The following is a 17269-nucleotide window of genomic DNA, read 5'->3' as shown; positions in this document are numbered from 1 at the left end:
CGTTGCGGCAGGCGTACCTTTGTCGGATGGGCCCAGCCAAAGGGGCATGATCTGGATTCCGGGCGGCACGTTCCGCATGGGCTCCGACAGGCACTATGCCGAAGAGGCGCCGGTCCATCGCGTCTCGGTGAGCGGCTTCTGGATGGACCGGACGCCGGTCACCAATCGCGATTTTCGCAAGTTCGTCAACGCAACAGGCTACGTGACATTCGCGGAGACGCGGCCTGACGCAAAGGACTATCCAGGCGCGCTGCCGCACATGCTCAAGGCAGGCTCGCTGGTTTTCACGCCACCGAAGTGTCCGGTCGATTTGCGCGACTGGTCGCAATGGTGGAGTTTCAAATTTGGCGCCAACTGGCGCCGGCCATACGGCCCCCGCAGTTCGATCAGCGGCCTCGACGATCATCCCGTGGTCCACATTGCCTATCGTGATGCTGAGGCCTACGCGGCGTGGGCTGGCAAGGACTTGCCGACCGAAGCCGAATGGGAGTTTGCCGCGCGTGGCGGACTCGACGGCGCGGAATTCGCTTGGGGTGACGAGCAACTTCCCGGCGGCAGGCACATGGCGAATACCTGGCAGGGCAATTTCCCGCACCAGAATCTGGTGGCTGATGGCTTCGAACGCACCTCGCCCGTCACCGCATTCCCGGTCAATGGCTACGGCCTTCATGACATGATCGGCAATGTCTGGGAATGGACGGCTGATTGGTATTCACAGAAGCACGACGCAGACGCCCCGAAAGCCTGCTGCATCCCGCAAAATCCCCGCGGCGGGTCCGAGGGCGCGAGCTACGACTCTCGTCAGCCGAACCTCAGGATTCCACGCAAGGTGCTTAAAGGCGGCTCGCATCTTTGCGCCCCCAGCTACTGCCGCCGCTATCGTCCGGCCGCGCGTCATGCCGAGCCGATCGACACCTCAGCAAGCCATGTCGGCTTCAGGTGCATCACCAGGAAGAGGATCACGTCATGAGTAACGATACGATTCCGGAAAAGCCTGAGATGAGCACGGGACCCACCAGCGCAGGATTGAAACGCCGCGATCTCTTGTTGAGCGGCAGTTCGCTCGTCGCGGCGTCCGCGCTCTCGGCCGTCGGACTGACAAGCGTCGCGCAAGCGCAGCAACCGGCAACGGCGCCCGCCGGACAACGGCCGAACATCGTCGTCATCATGGGTGACGACATCGGCATCTGGAATATCGGCGCCTACCACCGCGGCATGATGGCGGGCCGGACGCCGAATCTCGACAAGATCGCCGCAGAAGGCATGCTGTTTACCGATTATTACGCCGAGGCGAGCTGCACCGCAGGCCGCGCCAACTTCATCACCGGCGAGCTACCGATCCGCACCGGCATGACAACGGTCGGCCAGGCCGGCGCACCCACAGGCATACCCGCGCAGGCCGTAACCATCGCTACCGCGCTGAAAGGAATGGGTTACGCCACCGGCCAGTTCGGCAAGAACCACCTTGGCGACAAAAACGAGTTTCTGCCGACGGTGCACGGTTTCGACGAGTTCTTTGGCTACCTGTATCACCTCGATGCGATGGAAGATCCAGCGCATCCCGCCTATCCTCAGGAGTTGCTGAACACCGTCGGTCCACGCAACATGGTCCATTGTTATGCGACCAATGTCGACGACGCTACCGTGGATCCACGCTGGGGCAAGGTCGGCAAACAGAAGATCGAGGACGCGGGCACGCTCTATCCCAAGCGGATGGAAACCGTGGACGACGAAATCCGCGACTTGGCGCTCAAGTTCATCGACAAGGCCAAGGCCGACAACAAGCCGTTCTTCCTGTGGCTCAATCCGACCCGCATGCACATCGTCACCCATCTGTCGCCGAAGTACGAAGCGCTGCGCAACTCCAAGAACGGCTGGTCCATCCATGAGGCCGGCATGGCGCAGCTCGACGACGATGTCGGCATAGTAATGCAAAAGCTCAAGGACATGGGCGTGGATGACAACACCATTGTCATCTTCACAACCGATAACGGCACCGAGGTCTTCACTTGGCCGGATGGCGGACAGACGCCTTTCGCGCAGAGCAAAGGTACTGTCATGGAAGGCGGTTTCCGCGCGCCGGCGATGATCCGCTGGCCGGGCAAGGTGCCGGCGGGCAAGATCGAGAACGGCATCATCTCCGGGCTGGACTGGTTTCCGACCCTCCTTGCGGCGGCCGGCAACCCGAACATTGTCGAAGAGCTGAAGAAGGGCAAGCAGATCGGTGACACGACCTACAAATGTCATCTGGACGGCTATAACCAGACGGACATGATTACCGGCAAGGGGCCGTCGAATCGGCACGAAATCTGGTACTTCGGGGAAAGCGAACTGGGTGCCGTGCGCATCGACGACTACAAGTATCGCTTCATCGACCAGCCTGGAGGCTGGCTGGGTGAAAAAACCAAGCCTGACGTGCCCTACCTGATTAACCTTCGCCTCGATCCTTTCGAGCGAACGGGATGGCCCGATAGCGGGACCAAATACGGCGCGCAACAATACTTCGACTGGTTCAAATTCGAATTCTGGCGCTTTGTGTTTGTTCAGCAGCAGGTGGAAAAGCTGGCGATGACGGCGATCGAGTTTCCGCCGATGCAGAAAGGCGCGAGTTTCAATCTCGATTCCGTGAAGGCGAAAATCGAGGCCGCCAGGACGGCGATGGCAAAATAACATGTATTCATGATCAGCATGGTGGGGGCGGCGTCGAGGCCGCCCCGCTCCGCGCTCGGCGCAACTGGTAATACCGGTTGATCTGGCTGCGATCTAACAGAGCCCCCGGCGCCAACACGCCGGGGGTTTTGCTTTTCGGGCTAGCGATCGTGCGTCACGCCGCGAGCAGGTCGCGCACCATCGGCACCACCTTGCTGCCGTAGAGTTCGATGCTCTTCATCAGCTTCTCGTGCGGCAGCGGGCCGGCCGAGTATTTCAGCTGGAAGCGCGCAGTGCCGAGCGCCTTCACGGTCGCCGCGATCTTGCGGGCCACGGTTTCGGGGGCGCCGACATAGAGCGAGCCGTGCTCGGCCTCAGCCACGAACTCGTCGCGGCCCATTGGCGGCCAGCCGCGCTCCTTGCCGATGCGGTCGCGCATGACCTTGTAGTCCGGCCACAGCTCCTCCCTGGCTTGCGCGTCCGTCTCGGCGACATAGCCCGGCGAATGGACGCCGATCGGCTGCGGCGCCCGGCCGAACTGCTGGTAGGCGCGTTGGTGCAGGTCGACATAGGGCGCAAAGCGCCTGGGATCGCCGCCGATGATGGCGAGCATCAGCGGCAGGTCGTAATGCGCGGCGCGCACCACCGATTCGGGGCTGCCGCCGACGCCGATCCAGGTCTTCAGCCGGCCGTGCTCGACCGGCGGATAGACCGACTGGTTGCCGAGCGGCGGCCGCAGCTTGCCCTGCCAGGTCACCGGCTCCTGCTTCAAGACCTCGGTGAACAGGTCGAGCTTCTCCTCGAAGAGCTCGTTGTATTGCTTGAGGTCGAAGCCGAACAGCGGGAACGATTCGGTGAAGGAGCCGCGGCCGAGAATCACCTCGGCGCGGCCGTTCGAGAGCGCGTCGACGGTGGCGAAGCGCTGGAACACGCGGATCGGATCGTCCGAGCTCAGCACGGTCACCGCGGAGCCGAGGCGGATGTTCTGCGTGCGCGCGGCGATCGCGGCCAGCACGGTCTCGGGGGTGGAGATCGCAAAATCGGCCCGGTGGTGCTCGCCGAGCCCGATGAAATCGATCCCGAGTTGATCGGCCAGCACCGCCTCGTCGACGACGTTGCGGATCACCTGGGCATGCGGCAGCGGTGCCCCGGCGGCGTCCTTGGTGACGTCGCCGAATGTATCGAGCCCGAATTCAAGGGAGGTGGTCATCAGTCAGTCCGGTTGTCGGCGCGGCGGAGCATCCGCCGCGGGCCACCCATCGCACGCAGGTTGAGAAGTCGCATTGCGGACGTGTCCGCAACCTGCGCTGTGGAGCCTTCGGTTGGAGATACCGGGAAGCTAAGGACCGTTCACGGTGGAACAAGGCCACGTGGCGAAACGCTGGGTTTCCGTCCGGCTGGCTGGCGGCGCCGTCAGAACGACTCCGCCCACGGCCGCAGGTCGAGCTCCAGCGTCCAGGCGCTGCGATGCTGGTGGTGAAGCACCCAATAGGCCTCCGCGATGGCCGCGATGTTGAGCAGCCCATCCGGGCCGCGATCGTCCTTCAACTGCGGACGCATGCTCAGCAGCCGATCGCCCTCGATGCCGCCGTCGACCACGACATGGCCGACATGGATGCCCTGCGGCCCGAATTCGCGCGCCACGCTCTGCGCCATCGCGCGCAACGCGGCCTTCGCCGAAGCAAACGGCGAGTAGTTGGCCTTGCCGCGCAGCGAGCCGCTGGCGCCGGTGAACACCAGCGTGCCGCCGCGGCGCGCCAGCAGAGCGGGGATCGCGGCCTGCGCCAGTTGGAAACCGCCGAGCGCATGTTCGCGCCAGTGCTCCTCGAAACGCTGTTCGCTGACCTTGAGGAACGGCGCCGGCCGGTTGGAGCCGGCATTGTGCACGGCCATCGCGAGCGGCGCGAGCTTCCCGGCCGCCTCGACGAAGCGGGCCACATCCGCGGCAATCGAGGCATCGCCCACGACATGGGTGACCCTGGCGCCATCAGCTGCGAGTTCGGCGGCGGTCACGGCGAGCTTCTCGGCATTGCGGCCGGCGATCGCGACGGGATAGCCGCCGGCGGCAAAGCGCCGCGCGATCGCGGCGCCGAGGCCGTGCGATGCGCCGACGCCGGCAATCAGCACGCTTCCCTGCACGGCGGTCGGCTCGAGCGCGGTTCGGTCGTTCATGGCTCACTCCATCATGCTGCCCGCAGCGCGGGCGAAATCATTCGTCCGAGGCCATCGCGACGATGCCGTCGCGCACCGTGCGCAGGATGGCGTCGGACCGCCTCTGATCGGTGAGGACGCGCGAGACCGCGATCGCACCGATCATAGCGCTCACCGCCACGATTGCGCGGGCATCGTCATCGTCGCCGAACGCATCAGCGACCTTGGCGATGAAGGCTTCGATGTGCGGTTCCATCACCGCGCGGCATTGCTCGTCGGCGCGGCCGACATCCGAGATCAACGCGCCGATCGCGCAGCCTGTCTTGCGGGAGTCGCGATGGGTGCGGCTGAGATAGCTTCGCGCCAGTGAATTGACGCTGACCGGCTTGTCGGGATCGCGCGACGCGCGCGCCGTCGCTTCGCCCGCATTCAGCGCCTGTTCCAGCGCCGCGGCGATCAGGTCCGACCGCGAGGCGAAGTGCCCGTAGAAGCCGCCATGGGTCAATTTCACCTGCTGCATCAGGCTGCCGATGCTGAGCGCGTCGAGCCCCGCGTCGCGGATCTGCGTCGCGGCCTCGTTCAGAATGCGCTCGCGGCTCCTGGCCTTGTCGGCCTGGGAATGGCCCATCTCGCATCGCCCCTGTTTGACTCTCTTTCCGGATTATGGCCATCATGCATCTGGATGACAACTATCATCCAGAATATTTGTCAGTCACAAAGCAGGGAGGAGCAGATGTCCGGCAGCGCGAGCGAGGGGCGGGTCCGTCACGAGCGGCATGACCGCATCCTGAAGATCATCATCGACAATCCCGCGAAGAAGAACGCCTTCAGCCCGGAGATGATGTCTGAACTGTCCGACGCGCTGACGCTGCTCGACAATGACGACGGCCTGTGGGTCGGCGTGCTCTGCGCCGCCGGTGGCAGTTTCACCGCCGGCCTCGACATGCCGAAATTCTTCGGTCCGACCGCATCGCGCAAGCCGTTGCCGGAGGGCAATGTCGATCCGTTCGGCTTGTCGAAGCGGTGCCGGAAGCCGATCGTCACGGCGGTGCAGGGCATCGTGTTCACCGTCGGCATCGAGATGATGCTGGCCGGCGATATCGTCGTCGCCGCGGACGACAGCCGTTTCTGCCAGATGGAGGCGAAGCGCGGCATCGCGCCGCTGGCGGGCGCGCATTTCCGCTACATCAGCCGCGCCGGATGGGGCGATGCGATGTATCATTTGCTGCTGTGCGACGAGTTCTCCGCTGCCGAGGCCCATCGGATCGGCCTCGTGCAGGAGGTCGTGCCGGCAGGTCAGCAGATCGAACGTGCGATGGAACTGGCAGCAATCATCGCGCGAAACGCGCCGCTCGGAATCCAGGTGACGAAGGAGGCGGGCCGCAAGTTCATCGAAGCCGGCGAGCAGGCGGCGATCGCAATCATTCCGCAGATCCGCGAACGCGTGCTCAACACCGCCGATGCGGCCGAAGGCATCAAGTCGTTTGTCGAACGGCGCGCTGCGGTGTTCCTGGGACGTTAGTACCAGGGACGTTCGCGGCGTTCACGGTACGTGCTCTGACAAGGCTTGGTTGTGGCAATGATGTCGCAGCCGCATCAATTTCGATCACGACGATCGTGCGACGACTCTTGTCGAGATTCGTCGAATCAGTGAGATTCGATTCCATACTTAAATTCAATTGCGTCCTGCTTTGACTCCAGCGTCGGGTGAGGAATCTCATGACAAGCGCACGCGTCATCGTCGTCGGGAACAACAAGGGCGGCTCGGGCAAGTCGACAATTGCCATGCACGTCGCCATCGCGCTGATCAAGGCGGGTCAGCGTGTCGCCACCATCGATCTCGACAACAAGCAGAAGTCGCTGACGCACTATGTCGAGAACCGGCGCGACTGGGCGCGGGAGTCCTCGCTCGATCTCGGCATCCCGACGCATATGTGCTTCGAGACGGTCGGCGGCAGGAGCAGCGAGGTCGAGACGCTCGGCCGCAGCGCGCTTGCCGAGATCGTCGAGCGGCTCAGCCGGTCGCATGACTTCGTCGTCATCGACTGCCCCGGCCATGACACTTATCTGACGACGTTCACGCATTCGCTGGCGAATACGTTGATCACGCCGCTCAACGACAGCTTTCTCGATTTCGACGTGCTCGGCACCGTCGATCCGAACGACTTCAAGGTGACCGGCATCAGCCACTATTCGAAGATGGTGGAGGAAGCGCGGCGCGAGCGCAGCGCGCATGAGCTGCCGGCGTTCGAATGGGTGGTGCTACGCAACCGTCTCTCCACGCTCGGCTCGCGCAACAAACGCCTGGTCGGCGAGGCCCTGAGCGAGCTGTCGAAGACGCTGAATTTCCGCCTGGTCGATGGATTGGCCGAACGGGTGATCTTCCGCGAATTCTATCCGCGCGGACTGACGGCGATCGACGACATCGATCAGTTCGCGCGTGGTGGCCGACCGACCATGTCACACGTCACCGCATGGCTTGAGATGGAGCGGCTGATGACCGCGATCATGCTCGGCCATCTTGTGGTACGCCCACTCGAATCCGCCGACGCCGGCCGCGACGCCGCGTAAGACGGCGTCGGGGGCTACGGGCAATTGGTGTTGCCGGCATCGGCGACGGTCAGAAACGTGATCGTTCTGGGTGCGAAGACCATTGTCCCGGGAGCGGTCGCGTCGCCGTGCAGCGCGGGAATCCGGTCCGCGGTCCCAAGCAAAAGCGTCGCGCCGTTGAGCTGGACGTTGCCGTCTGCGGGCGTGGCGCTCGCCAGGGTGTAACGTTGCGAGCCGGCCGGCAGCGTCAGCTTGCGCCTTATTCGCCGATCATTGTTGATGACGAGCAGGGCAATTCCGCCCGGCATGTCGCGCGCGCAGTGCGCATAGACGTGGAAGCCGTGACGGCCAGCGATACCGGCATTCAGCACAGTTGTTCCCATCAATCGGCGCCATAGCAACGCCGCCCAGTAGTTCGGCCGCGGCAGATGGGTTTGTTCGTCGAGCAGCCCATAGTCGCTCGCGGCGAGCGTGTTGTGCATCACCACCTGGACGCCGGCCTTGGCAAGGCGCCCGAGCTGATCGAGGTAGCGGAACGTATCGATGAACGTCGCGGCCCAGCGGTTGCCGCCGCACGCGGTCTCTGCGGTCTCGGTCAGCCAGATCGGCTTGTCCGGTGCAAGCTGGTCGCGCAGCGCCTGGTAGAAGGCGAATGTCTTGCCGGAGCGTGCCAGCCATTCGTCCGACAATGCTCGCTTCGGCGTGCGATCGCCGGCGCATCGGGCCGAGAGCGCGCCATAGTGATGATAGGAGACCGTGTCGATGCCCACAGCCGTTGCCGCGAACAGCGCTTGAGCATCCGCACCTGTGCCGATCGTGCCCGGGCCGAGGATCGTCACGTCAGGCGCGGTGTCCTTCATGAATGCGCGGAACGCGGCAAAGTCCCGGCCGTAGGCCGCGGCGTCGTAACCCTCAGGGGCGCCGCCGATGGCGGGCAGATCGGGCTCGTTCATGAACTCGGCTGCGGCGATGTGGCCGCCGGCCGATCGTGTGACGTCGAGAAAGCGGCGGGCCTGCTCCGGAAGCCATCGCCCCGCAGCGTCACGCGTGCCGGCACTGATCGCAAAGGACGTGACGATAGGCGCGTCGACGGCGTGCGAGAAGTCGATCGCGTCGCGCCATTGTTGCCGTGTCAGCACGCCGTTGAAGCCGGCCGGCGGCGCGGATGGCGGCGTCTCGGACTCCGCAACGAACGTGCTGTTGGCCCAGGTTCCGCTGATGCGGAGATAGGCCGGAGAGAGCGCCGCGGCGAGGTTTCGCAGCCTGGCATCATGCAGATCAATCGGCGTACGCGCCGCAAACCGCTCCGCGTCTGGACGCGAACGTGTCCTGGCGGCTGCATAGGGCTTCCAGAATCGTCCGCCGGTCACTTCGACCATCTCGATATTGTAGGACTGGAAGCGCGGGTCGATCGTCGCGACGCGCGGCATGGTCGCAGCGTCGAGCCTCAGCTCCGCCGCGGTCGCCGTCGTGCAGACGAAGGCAGTCGCGGCGCAGACGATGGATGCGAGGCATCGAAGCGGGTAGGCCGAGTAGTCGCGCACGGGTCCTCGCGGCGTTCCGAATTGGGTCGGTTCAGAATGCCGCCGCGGCCTGTTCGAATCAACGCGGCAACGGGTCCTGCGGCTCGTTGGCGATGCGCTCCCACAGCGCGCGGATCATGTCCTTCATGACCAGCGCGTCGTGCCAGCGGTCGGACAATTCCCTGCCGTCGGGTCCGGTGATTGCGTAGGGCGAGGGACCGAGCTCGCACAGGAAGGTCAGGGTCGCATCGGGGCCGGCACGCTTGCGCCAGGAGCGGATGGCGTAGTCCCACCAGTCCGTGAACAGCGACACCCAGCCCTGATGCTGCGGAAAGCCGAGCGAGATCTGCACCTGCTCGCGGCTCGCGATGCGGCCGTGGATGCCCCAGGCATTGTCGAGGATGCGGTGGATCATCGCGTGGTTGACGTCGTCGACCGGCCAGGCGAATTCACGCCCGACCAAATAGTGCGAGAGATCGGCGGTCAGCCGCAGATCGGGAAAGCAGTCGAGCAAATCGAGCGTAAAGAACAGGTCGGTCGTCATGCGGTCGCGGTGGGTCTCGACATGCACGGCAACGCCGGCTTCCGCGGCAAGCCGCCGCCAGCCTTCGAGCAGGGGAATGCAATCGGCGAGCAGGCGCGGACGAATGTCCGGCTGCAGGTTGACATGATCGGCGCCGAGCTGCGCCACCAGCTCAAGCACCGGCTTAAGATCGTCGACCCGCTTCGGGTAGCATTGCGCCTGCCAGATCATGCCGTGCGCGCGAAGGAAGCCCGTCACCTCGCGCGCGAAGGCGGGATCGATGAAGCGCACGCCGGCGCCGTCAAACCCGGCATCGCGGATCATCGCGAGCTGGGTTTGCAGCGGCCATTCGCCCTCATCGGCCAGCCGTCGCTCCATCGCCCAGAGCGACTGCAGGACACGCAGTTGCTGCGCCACCGATCAGGCTCGCGCCGGGATCGCCGCGGGCAGCTCGGCTTGTTCGCTCGCGTCGGCGGCGATGTTCTCCTGATAGGTCTCGGGCCCGATCCAGATCGCAACCACCGTGCAGGCCGACAGGAACATGGCGTAGCAGGCAACCGGCCACCAGGTGCCGTAGGCGGCCACCAGCGCGGTGGCGACGAACGGTGCCGGGCCGCCCGACAGCAGCGAGCCGAGCTCGCGGGCGAAGGCAAAGCCGGCGAAGCGGCGCTGCGGCGGGAACAGCTCGGCGAAATACGCCGCCTGCGGCCCGAACATCGCCGCCGTCACCACGGCGCGCGCCAGGATGAAGGCGAGCGCGATCATGATCCACTGCTTGGTGCCGACCATCCAGAAGAACGGGAACGCGAGCGCGACGCCGGCCAGCGCGCCGAACATGTAGACCGGCCGCCGTCCGATCCGGTCCGACAAGGCCGCAAAGCCGAGGATCGCAAACAGCTCGACCGTGAAGGCCAGCATCAAGGCGCTGAGCGCATCGGCTTTCGGCACGCCCAAGGTGGTGATGATGTAGCTCAGCCCAAACACCGGGAAGAAATAGCCGAGCCCGTTCTCGGCCATGCGCGCGCCGAGCACGACGAAGAAGTTGCGCGGATGCCGGCGTAACGCCTCCATTGCCGGATTGCTCTCGACCTTGCCGCGCGCGACCACCGCATTGGTATAGACCGGCGTCTCGGTGATCCGCATGCGGACGAAGATGCCGACGACGATCAGGAGGAAGCTCGCCAGAAAGGGCAGGCGCCAGCCCCAGCTCATCAAATCCTCGCGCGGCAGCATCGTCACCAGCGCGAAGGCGGCGGCGGCGAGCAGATTGCCGACGGACACGCCGAGCGGCGCGAAGCCGCCCCAGAAGCCGCGATGCTTCGGCGGCGCGTTCTCGACCAGGTAGATCACCGCGCCGCCATACTCGGCGCCGGCGCCGAGACCCTGGATGACGCGCATCGCGACCAGCAGGATCGGCGCCCAGACACCGATCTGCGCATAGGTCGGCAGGAAGCCGATCGCGGTGGTGCCGATGCCGATCATCAGAAGGGTTGCGACCAGCACCGGCTTGCGGCCGTAGCGATCGCCGAGGATGCCGAACACCAGGCCGCCGATCGGCCGCACCACGAAGCCGACGCCGAAGGTCAGGAACGACAGCAGCGTGCCGACGACCGGATCGCTCTTTGGAAAGAACAGCTCGCCGAACACCAGCGCGGCCGCGGTGCCGTAGAGGAAGAAATCATACCATTCGAGCGCGGAGCCGATGCTTGCGGCCAGGATCACACGCAGGCGCGATGTGCTGGCACCCTCTCTTGCCATCTTGGTCATTCGTTTCCCCGTTATGTCTGTTTTTATGGTCGTCTTGTTCGAGCGCGATCGCGTGGTTCCGGATCATGCTCGTGAAAGCAGTAATGCCCGCGGCTTGGCCCGCGGGCATTGTCGTCGGTCTTAAGCGGCGCGCGTGAAGTAGGATTTCTTCGCAGCTGACTGGGTCTCGTAGATCGATCCCTGCCGTTTGGCCGGCGGCAGTGGCATCCGCACCGGCACCTCGGTGAGCCGCGGGGCGACCACCGGCGGACCCGCCAGCAGGCGGCTGTTGAACTCGTCAAAATCCTTCACGCCCAGGAGCGGCCAGGCGTCGCTGGCGGCGACTTCATAGAGCAGGAGGTTGCGCGGCCGGTCCGATGTGTTGGTCGCCGAGCCGTGCAGCGCGCGGACATGATGGAACGACATGCTGCCGGCCTTGCCCATGCAGGGCACCGCGCGCTTGATGTCGCCCTCGATCTGGTCCGGATCGATCAGGCCCGCGAAGTGGCCGTCCTCGCCGTGGTGATCCCACATCGTGCTGCCGGTGTGCGATCCCGGCGTCACCAGCATCGGGCCGTTCTCGATATCGCAATCGTCGAGCAGCACGCCGATCGCGAGGATGTCGTCATTGGTGTGCGGATAGAACGCCCAGTCCTGATGCCACTCCACCGGCGAGCCGTATTGCGCCGACTTCATGTTGAGTTTTGAGCCGTGCAGGCGAAGCCCGGGGCCGATCAGTCTGGTCAGGATCGAGATCACGGCGGGGCTGCGGATGATCTCGTCGAAGATCGGGTGCACCTTGTGCGGCGCCTTGATGCGGCGGACGCGGGGGGTCTCCGGCGTATGGCCCGGCTCGAGGTCGTAGACGTCGGTATGCTCGCTGACCGAGGCGGCGCCGGCCACCAGCTCTGCGAGCACCGTGCGCACTTTGGCGAGGGTCCCCTGGTTGAGCACCTCGGGGACCACGATCACCCCATCGCGCTTGTAGGCTTGGGCCTGCTCGTCCGAAATCATGCTGTTTCTCCGATTTTGTTCCATGTTAGCGCTAACATGAGGCGATGCTAGCGCTAACATAATGGCTTGGCAACCCGGAATCGTGCAGGGTCTGTCCATGAGCTCCGATGTGACTGCCCCCCGGACTGGCCCAGCGGACGCCGCACCCACCCTCTCGGAGGTGGCCAAGCGTGCCGGCGTTTCCTCGATCACGGTGAGCCGGGTGGTGCGGATGCCCGACCTGGTCGCCCCGGAGACCCGGGCGCGGGTCGAACTGGCGATGCGCGACCTCGGCTATGTCCCGAACCTGGTGGCGGGCGCGTTGGCGAGTGCGCGGACCAATTCGGTCGGCGTGCTGGTGCCGACCATCGCCAACTCGATCTTCGCCGACACGGTGCAGGGCCTGTCCGACAAGCTCGAGCCGCTCGGCTTCTCGGTGATCCTGGCGCAGTCGCGCTACGACGCGGTGCGCGAGGACCGCGTGCTGGCGGCGCTGCTGTCGCGGCGGCCTGAGGCGATCATCATGGTTGGCTCGCCCGCCACGGCGGAGGGCAGCCGCCTGCTGCGCAACGCGCGCATCCCGATCGTCGAGACCTGGGATCTGCCGGCAAACCCGATCGACGCGGTCGCGGGCTTCGACAATTACAAGGCTGGTGTTGCCGTCGCAAAGCATCTGGTTGCGCAGGGACGCAAGCAGCTTGCCTTCATCGGCGGCGACGATCCGCGCGGCACCCGCCGCTGGCTCGGCTTCAGGGACGAGGCCCTGGCAAGCGGCCTCGCCGAGCCGCGCCGGCTGATCCTGGACCGCAAGGATTCGGGAAGCGTGGCGGCGCATGCCCGCCTGCCTGGTGTCGATGCGGTGTTTGCCGCCAACGATGCGCATGCGATCGGCTTTATGTCAGGGCTGCGCAAGGCCGGGGTGCTGCGCGAAGGGCCTGCATCGGCGCAGCCGGTCGCAGTAATCGGGCTCGGCGATCTCGAAATGGGCCAGCTGATCTCGCCGACGCTGAGCACGATCAGCGTGCATGGCGATGCGATCGGCCGCACTGCGGCGACGCTGACGCTGGAGCGCGGCGGCGAGCGCCGCATCGATCTCGGCTTCGAGCTGGTGCTGCGCGACAGCGGCTAGAGCGTTTTCGAGCGAAGTGGACACCGGTTCGCGTAAAGAAAACGCGTCAAAACAAGAATCTAGAGCCTTGGTTCTGATTCAATCAGAACCGAGCTCTAGCGATGCTGGAGCCGCTTAGCCCTTCTTGTCTGCGGTCCAGCGATCGATGCCGGCGAACATTGCCGCGACCAGGCACCCGGCGATGATGCCGAAGGTCAGATCCTTGAACACCGTCAGCGCGAAGGTCGTGATCAGCACCGCGGCGCTGCGCCGATCCCTGATCAAGCGCAGGAATTCCTCCTTCTCTGCCATGTACCAGCACACCACGACCAGGACCGCGGCCAGCGCAGAGAGCGGAATGTAGCTCGCAAGCGGCGCGGCGAGCATCATGAACGACAGCAGAAAGGCCGAGTGCATCATGCCGGACAGCGGGCTGCACGCTCCGGCACGGATATTGGTCGCGGTGCGGGCGATCGTGCCGGTGACGCTGATCCCGCCGAACAAAGCGGAAGCGATGTTGGCGATGCCCTGCGCCACCAGCTCCATGTTGGAGCGGTGCTTGCGGCCGGTCATGCTGTCGGCGACCTTTGCCGAGAGCAGGCTCTCGACGCCGCCGAGCAGCGTGAAGGAGAGCGACGCCGGCAGGATTTGCAGCAGCAGCGCCCACGAGAACTCCGGCACATGCGGCACCGGCAGGCCGCGTGGGATTTCACCGAACCGGCTGCCGATGGTTTCGACCGGCAGATGCAGCAGCACGACCGCAATCGACGCGAGCACGATCGCGATCAGCATCGCCGGCCAGGTTGGCCGCCATGCGCGCAGCACGAAGATCACGGCCGCCGAGCCGGCGCCGACCGCGAGCGCGGACCAGCTCAAGGTCGGAAGCGCGTGGCCGAGCGCTGCGAGCTTCGGCAGAAGCGGCCCGGGCTCGGCACCGGCAAGCGTCAGCCCGCCCAGATCGCGCAGCTGGCTCGCCAGAATGGTGACTGCGATTCCGCAGGTGAAACCGACGGTGACGGGGTGCGGGATGTAGCGGATCAGCGATCCAAGTCCCGAGGCGCCGATCAGCGTCAGCATCAGGCCGGACACCAGCACGGTAAGCATGAGGCCCTCGACACCGAACTGCGCGGCCGTTGCCGCGACGAGGACGATGAAGGCGCCGGCCGGTCCGCCGATCTGAAAGCGGCTGCCGCCCAGCGCGGAGACCAGGAAGCCGCCGACGATGGCGGTGAACAGCCCGCGCTCCGGCGTCACGCCCGAAGCCACTGCGATTGCCATCGACAGCGGCAATGCCACCACAGCCACCGTCAGCCCGGCCATCACATCATGTCGGAAGGCGGCAACGCCGTAGCCTTCGGTCAGCGTGGTGACAAGCTTGGGACGATAGAGATGTGCCGTGGAGGAGCCGTCAGGCATGGGGATGACCGCAGGGAAGGGGATGAAGGAAATTGGCGGAGCGGGAGCGGGCAGTTGCGTTCATTCGGCAATCTTCCGGTAGATCGCCGCGGCGCGGCGCAGCAGCTGGCTCTTGCGTTTGCGCTCGTGCACGCGCTGGTGCCTGGCCTTGCCTTCGTCGGCGCCCTGATCCAGTGCATCGGCACTTTCGAACAGCTTGCGGCGGACCTCGTCATCGTTCAGTTCGCCGAGCAGCTGCTGTCCCTTGCGCAGATGCTTCAGCACGTTGCGCCACGATGCATAGACATCGGCAGGCAATCCGCCTTCCGAGAACTCGATGGCGTAACGCAGCCGCTTGCTGGCGAGGCGGACGCGGTGGCGCTTGTTCTTGCCCATGCCTTGCAGCCCGCGGCTCTTGTGACACAGCTTGCCATGCCATTGCGCCAGCCGACGCGCGTGAAAGACCGAGACCGGCACGGCGCGCCGTTGCGCCGCGCGGGGATCCTGCCGCGTGGTCCAGGGGCCGCTGCCGACCCAGTCCCACATGCCGTCGAACCATTGCCAGTACCGGTCGCTTTGCAGCGCCTCCCTGAGGGCTTCGAACGCATCGGTTCGTGCCGTCATCAGCATGCGCTCTTCGGGCAAGCCCTTGCTGTTCTCGATCGCGACGTCGAGATCGCGCGTTGCGCCGAGATAGGCGCTGAGCCATTTCAGCTCGGATTTCAGTCGCGTCCATTCGCTGTCCGCCACCATCGGGCCGTAGAACGCGATCGCAGCCTTCAGCCGCGTCAGTGCAATACGGGTCTGGTGGAGGGCTGCGGGATCGCCGGAGCTCAAGGCCTCGTGGTTGGTCGCGACTTCCTCGAGGCATTCGGACAGGATCAGGCGAAACGCAGTCTCACAACGCATGGCCTCGCTGAGATGCCGCGGCCGCTTCGGGCGGACAACGCGCTCCCTGGCCGGACCTGCCGCTAACGTCATGACACTCTCGTGACCCCGCCGGAACCGTGAGGCAACGGGCGGCTCCCGGACGGAAAGATTTCCCGTTTGATCGATCGCGATCAAGGGTTTTCTGCTGAACCGCAGCGCAACGATCCGGCGGCGCGATCAAAATGTCGCAATACACCCGGTGGAGGGCGCCCGTTCTGGCCGGTATGCTGCGCGCGCGGTGCTGGAGGGCGAAAAACCACCGGATATTTCGTACGCGAAGTATCTTGATATTTCGCATACGAAATATATAACGGCGGCATGAGAGCGGAACACCGGCTGATCTTTCTTCTGACCGTGGCCTATCGGCGGCTGCAGCGCGCCATGGACCAGGAGACGTCCGCGCACGATCTGACGTCGGCCCAGGCCGGCGTGCTGTTCTTTCTCGGGCGCAATGATGGCGCGCTGATCGGCGACGTCTCGCAGGCGCTCGACATCGTGCCGTCGGCGATGAGCGGGCTCGCCGACCGGATGGAACGTGCCGGCCTCGTGAAGCGCCGGCGCGACGGCGAGGATGGGCGCAGCCAGCGGCTGTATCTGACCGTGGCGGGGCAGGAACTCGGCAAGCGCGCCGCGACGTGGACCAGGGTGATCAACAACCGCCTGATGGACGGGTTCTCGGAAGCGGAAATCGACGTGGTGTCGCGCTGGCTGACCAGCCTGCAAGAGAAATTCCCGAAGGACAAAGACGGCTAGAGCGTTTTCAAGCGAAGTGGGTACCGGTCCGCGTGAAGCAAACGCCTCGAACAGGAAGCAAGCAACAGGAGCAAGACATGAGTGAAGTGGTCGTAGCGCTGGACGGTGGCGTTCTCACCGTGACGATGGCGCGTCCGGACAAGAAGAACGCGATCACCAACGCGATGTATGGCGCGATGGCGGACGCGCTCGAGCGCGCGGAAGGCGACTCCTCGATCCGCGCCGTGCTGTTGCAGGGCGACGGCGACAGCTTTACCGCGGGCAACGATCTCGCCGATTTCGCCGCGGTGTCGCGTGGCGTACAGGGCGAGCGTCACGTGACGCGGTTCCTTGCCGGCCTCGCCAAGGCGACGCGGCCGCTGGTTGCCGCCGTGCAGGGCAATGCGGTCGGCATCGGCACCACCATGCTGTTGCATTGCGACCTCGTTTACCTCGCGCCGACCGCGCGGTTGATCACGCCGTTCGTCAACCTCGCGCTGGTGCCGGAGGCGGCTTCGACCTATCTGCTGCCGCAGCGGATCGGCTACGCACGGGCCTATGCGATGTTCGCGCTCGGCGAGCCGCTCGAGGCGGAGACGGCTGTTGCGATCGGTCTTGCCAATGCGGTCGTGCCGCTCGAAGATCTCCGCGCCAAGGCCCGCGCGGCGGCCGACGCACTGGCGAAGCGGCCGTTCGGCTCGCTCCAGCACACCAAGGCGCTGATGCGCGACCCCGCCAGGATCAGCGCGCAAATGGCGCGCGAGGGCGAGATCTTCCAGGAACGGCTGATGAGCGCGGAGGCGCGCGAGGCGTTTGCCGCCTTTGCCGAGCGCCGCCAGCCTGATTTTTCCAAGATCGCCGGGTAACCCCAGAGCTTGGGGCCGCCCCGCATGGGCGGCCCCATCACTTCGGGGTTGACGGCTTCGCCGCCATCGCACATCTCGTGTCACAGCACAGCGCAACCCGGCG

General features: G+C 65.3%; 15 protein-coding genes and 1 pseudogene. 7 read left to right on the top strand and 9 right to left on the bottom strand.

The window, feature by feature from the left end; genetic code table 11:
- The first annotated feature begins 46 nt into the window (after window positions 1-46).
- Both K359_RS0104490 and K359_RS0104485 read left to right on the top strand, forming a co-directional pair.
- Window positions 47-970 carry a formylglycine-generating enzyme family protein gene (locus tag K359_RS0104490; protein ID WP_371261122.1) on the top strand — a complete coding sequence of 308 codons (924 nt, stop codon included), beginning with the start codon at window positions 47-49 and terminating at the stop codon, window positions 968-970.
- A 29-nt stretch (window positions 971-999) separates the two neighbouring features.
- On the top strand, window positions 1000-2670 hold the full coding sequence (locus K359_RS0104485; protein ID WP_198031110.1) for an arylsulfatase: 1671 nt from the start codon (window positions 1000-1002) through the stop codon (window positions 2668-2670).
- Between the two features lie 154 nt (window positions 2671-2824).
- On the opposite strand, the gene K359_RS0104480 is transcribed toward K359_RS0104485, so the two are convergent.
- From K359_RS0104480 to K359_RS0104470, 3 genes are all read right to left on the bottom strand, one after another.
- Window positions 2825-3859 (bottom strand): LLM class flavin-dependent oxidoreductase, encoded by a 1035-nt coding sequence (locus K359_RS0104480; RefSeq protein ID WP_029078286.1) that lies wholly within the window; start codon window positions 3857-3859, stop codon window positions 2825-2827.
- A gap of 203 nt (window positions 3860-4062) precedes the next feature.
- On the bottom strand, window positions 4063-4821 hold the full coding sequence (locus K359_RS0104475; RefSeq protein WP_035976030.1) for an SDR family NAD(P)-dependent oxidoreductase: 759 nt from the start codon (window positions 4819-4821) through the stop codon (window positions 4063-4065).
- 37 nt (window positions 4822-4858) lie between these two features.
- The gene (locus tag K359_RS0104470) at window positions 4859-5428 is read right to left on the bottom strand and encodes a TetR/AcrR family transcriptional regulator (RefSeq protein ID WP_029078284.1); all 570 of its coding nucleotides are present in this window, start codon (window positions 5426-5428) and stop codon (window positions 4859-4861) included.
- Window positions 5429-5533: 105 nt separating this feature from the next.
- On the opposite strand from K359_RS0104470, the gene K359_RS0104465 reads away from it, so the two are divergent.
- Both K359_RS0104465 and K359_RS51025 read left to right on the top strand, forming a co-directional pair.
- Entirely contained in the window at window positions 5534-6322 is a 789-nt protein-coding gene (locus K359_RS0104465; protein ID WP_029078283.1) for a crotonase/enoyl-CoA hydratase family protein, read from the top strand.
- A 197-nt stretch (window positions 6323-6519) separates the two neighbouring features.
- Entirely contained in the window at window positions 6520-7371 is an 852-nt protein-coding gene (locus K359_RS51025; RefSeq protein WP_035976103.1) for a division plane positioning ATPase MipZ, read from the top strand.
- Window positions 7372-7385: 14 nt separating this feature from the next.
- Here K359_RS51025 and K359_RS0104455 read toward each other — a convergent pair whose 3' ends face one another.
- From K359_RS0104455 to K359_RS0104440, 4 genes are all read right to left on the bottom strand, one after another.
- The gene (locus tag K359_RS0104455; RefSeq protein ID WP_029078282.1) at window positions 7386-8894 is read right to left on the bottom strand and encodes a hypothetical protein; all 1509 of its coding nucleotides are present in this window, start codon (window positions 8892-8894) and stop codon (window positions 7386-7388) included.
- A gap of 58 nt (window positions 8895-8952) precedes the next feature.
- On the bottom strand, window positions 8953-9813 hold the full coding sequence (locus K359_RS0104450) for a sugar phosphate isomerase/epimerase (protein ID WP_029078281.1): 861 nt from the start codon (window positions 9811-9813) through the stop codon (window positions 8953-8955).
- A 3-nt stretch (window positions 9814-9816) separates the two neighbouring features.
- The gene (locus K359_RS0104445; RefSeq protein WP_029078280.1) at window positions 9817-11163 is read right to left on the bottom strand and encodes an MFS transporter; all 1347 of its coding nucleotides are present in this window, start codon (window positions 11161-11163) and stop codon (window positions 9817-9819) included.
- 120 nt (window positions 11164-11283) lie between these two features.
- Window positions 11284-12156 carry a phytanoyl-CoA dioxygenase family protein gene (locus tag K359_RS0104440; RefSeq protein WP_029078279.1) on the bottom strand — a complete coding sequence of 291 codons (873 nt, stop codon included), beginning with the start codon at window positions 12154-12156 and terminating at the stop codon, window positions 11284-11286.
- A gap of 109 nt (window positions 12157-12265) precedes the next feature.
- On the opposite strand from K359_RS0104440, the gene K359_RS0104435 reads away from it, so the two are divergent.
- Entirely contained in the window at window positions 12266-13264 is a 999-nt protein-coding gene (locus K359_RS0104435; RefSeq protein ID WP_029078278.1) for a LacI family DNA-binding transcriptional regulator, read from the top strand.
- A gap of 156 nt (window positions 13265-13420) precedes the next feature.
- On the opposite strand, the pseudogene K359_RS0104430 reads toward K359_RS0104435, so the two are convergent.
- Both K359_RS0104430 and K359_RS0104425 read right to left on the bottom strand, forming a co-directional pair.
- Window positions 13421-14659 (bottom strand): annotated as a pseudogene (locus tag K359_RS0104430) (SulP family inorganic anion transporter); the annotation flags it as partial.
- A gap of 60 nt (window positions 14660-14719) precedes the next feature.
- Window positions 14720-15619 (bottom strand): CHAD domain-containing protein, encoded by a 900-nt coding sequence (locus K359_RS0104425; protein WP_245284506.1) that lies wholly within the window; start codon window positions 15617-15619, stop codon window positions 14720-14722.
- A gap of 267 nt (window positions 15620-15886) precedes the next feature.
- Between K359_RS0104425 and K359_RS0104420 the strand changes: the two genes are divergently transcribed.
- Both K359_RS0104420 and K359_RS0104415 read left to right on the top strand, forming a co-directional pair.
- Window positions 15887-16321 carry a MarR family winged helix-turn-helix transcriptional regulator gene (locus tag K359_RS0104420; RefSeq protein ID WP_029078275.1) on the top strand — a complete coding sequence of 145 codons (435 nt, stop codon included), beginning with the start codon at window positions 15887-15889 and terminating at the stop codon, window positions 16319-16321.
- 77 nt (window positions 16322-16398) lie between these two features.
- Window positions 16399-17166 (top strand): enoyl-CoA hydratase-related protein, encoded by a 768-nt coding sequence (locus tag K359_RS0104415; protein ID WP_029078274.1) that lies wholly within the window; start codon window positions 16399-16401, stop codon window positions 17164-17166.
- Window positions 17167-17269 lie beyond the last annotated feature (103 nt).

Origin of the sequence: Bradyrhizobium sp. th-b2, from assembly GCF_000426785.1 — a bacterium.
GTDB lineage: Bacteria > Pseudomonadota > Alphaproteobacteria > Rhizobiales > Xanthobacteraceae > Bradyrhizobium > Bradyrhizobium septentrionale.
The sequence above is the reverse complement of the archived record's forward strand: the minus strand, read 5'-3'. Positions and strand labels throughout refer to the sequence as shown.